Annotated in this window: 2 protein-coding genes; both read left to right on the forward strand. The window is 73.2% G+C overall.

The window, feature by feature from the left end:
* Positions 1–1,102, forward strand: a 1,102-nt coding sequence (locus OOT08_RS11665; protein ID WP_325092804.1) for a hypothetical protein, incomplete at its 5' end; no start/stop codon positions are given.
* A 76-nt stretch (positions 1,103–1,178) separates the two neighbouring features.
* Positions 1,179–2,182 (forward strand): hypothetical protein (locus OOT08_RS11670; protein ID WP_325092805.1); only part of this gene is annotated, 1,004 nt, incomplete at its 3' end.

Raw genomic sequence — 2,182 nt, forward strand, 5'->3', positions numbered from 1 at the left:
TAGGCCGGACGCCCGCGGGCCCGGCTTCGAGCGGGGCGGCTTCCGCTGGCTGGCCGACGCCTCCGCGGGGGCGTGGTTGGCCGGTCGGCTCGACGCGGACTGGGAGGCGCCCGGCGGCCACCACATCGTGCCGCGCGGGTTTCCCGCGGCGCTGAGACTGTTCCACCGGCTGACCGCGGACCGCCCCGTCGGCATGAGCTGGGCGGCGTGGCACGCGGCGGACCAGCGCGCCCGCCAGACGGGGTCCTGGGCGGAAGCGCCGGTCGACATCGAGGAGCGCCGCGCGACCTGGCGGGAACTCGCCGACGCGTTCGGGGTCCCCTGGCGACCCGAGATCACCTGGACCGAGATCGTCCTCGCCCGGAGCGAAGGCTCCGCCCGGGCCAGCGCGGAACAGGCGGCGCTGGCCGCCGAAGCCCACGCGGCGGGCCGCCCGTGGCTTCCGCAGGGCTCCTGGCAGTGGCTCTCGCGGTCGGCGCAGGCCGAGCTGCCCCTGTTGCCGGACGGGTGGCGGCCCGGGGACGTACCCGAGGGGGACCTGGGTGCGGCGGAGAGCCGCGCGCTCGCCGCCGCGCTCACCCGGGCCACGGACCCCGACACCCGGGTCATCGCCGCGGTCTGGTCGGGGTGGGGCTCCCTCTTTTCCTCCGCGCGCTCCCGGAGCAGCATCTTCGGGAGGCGGGAGGACGGTTCCCCGCTCACGCGGGGCGATATCCGACGCGCCAATCGCGCGGTCAGGGACGAAGCGAAGCGCAGCACGCTGCCGCGCGTCGTGGAGCGTGGCCCCCGGCTCCTGTTGCCGAACCGCGAATACCTGCTGTTTTCGGGGCCGCTCGGGCGGCTGGCCCTGCCGGAGCCGCGCGGACCGGACGCGGTTGCGGGGCGGCTGCCCTGGTTCACGGGCTCGGATCGAGACGATCCCGAGCCCGTCGCGCTGCTCTGGCCGGAGGACCGGTCCTGGCTGCTCGTCACCGAGATCGACGCGAACAACTCGGTGCTGCTCGGCGACCCGGCGCTGCTCGCCCGGGTGCACGAGACCCCGGAACTGGAGAGCGAGGTGCTCCCCGAGGGGTCTCTGGAGCGCTGGAGCCCGGCCTCGTGAGGAATCGCCGCCGGGCCGCAGACAAACACACATCCGCAGATCGCCGGGCACCCCGGCGCAGCACACGAGGAGCGTCATGACCACGGAACACGACCGCGACCGCCCGGAGTCGCCGACGCGCGCGGGAGGTTTCGTCTGGCAGCCCGACGTGTCCGTGGGCGCCTGGCTCGCCGAGAGAATCGACCGGGTCTGGTCCACGCCCGGCAGTCATCACGTCGTGCCCCGGGGATACCCCGCGGCGATCCGGCTGTTTCACGCTCCGCTCGCAAGCAGGCCCGCCGGGATGAGCTGGGCGGAACTGGCCGAGCGGGATCGACGTTTCGAGGAGACCGGGGTCTTGGAGCCGGCAGAGGTCGAGTTCGAGGACCGCCGGGTGCCGTGGCGCGAGGTCGCCGAGCACCGCGGGGTGCCCTGGACGCCCACGATCAGCTGGGAAGACATTCTGGGGGAGGGGGACGATAACCCGGAGCTTGTGGCCTTCCGCGGGACGAGCCCGGAGATGTTGCTGCCGGGCAATTGGCGGCTCTCTGATGTCGAAGAGGGGCGGCTGGACCCGGAGGCCCTCGCAGCGCTCGCGGCGAGTATCGCCCGTCACGATGGGGCAGACACCGCGGTCACGGCGGCAATCTGGGAGGGCTGGGGCAGTCTCTTCGCGAGTCACCCGCCCGAATTCATGTTCGCGGTGCGTGCCACCGGAGACGAGCAGGCTGACCTCGCCGAGGGCGAGCGGTACCGTCGCGAAGCCGAAGCTCGGTACGCGGCCTCGGCGCTTTCCGCCGAGATCGAACACGGTCCACGCCTGGAACTGCCTGCCAGGGAGTACCTGCTCTTCCGCGGCAGTATCGGCGCGCTGAGCACCGAGGAAGGCGTGCTCGGGGTTCCCTGGGCGAACGCGGCAAGTTTCGACGGGCCGGAAGGCATCGCGCTGCTCTGGCCGGATGACCGCTCCTGGGTGCTCGTGACCGAGATCGACGCCAACACCTCGGTGCTCGTCGGGGAGCCGGGGTTGCTGGCCAGCGTCCTCGCGGAGCCCGGAGTCGAGGCCGCGCTGCTGCCGGAGGGCACGCTCGACCGGGTGAA

It is taken from the genome of Leucobacter sp. M11 (assembly GCF_035726885.1).
In the GTDB taxonomy this organism is placed as follows: domain Bacteria; phylum Actinomycetota; class Actinomycetes; order Actinomycetales; family Microbacteriaceae; genus JAPFRB01.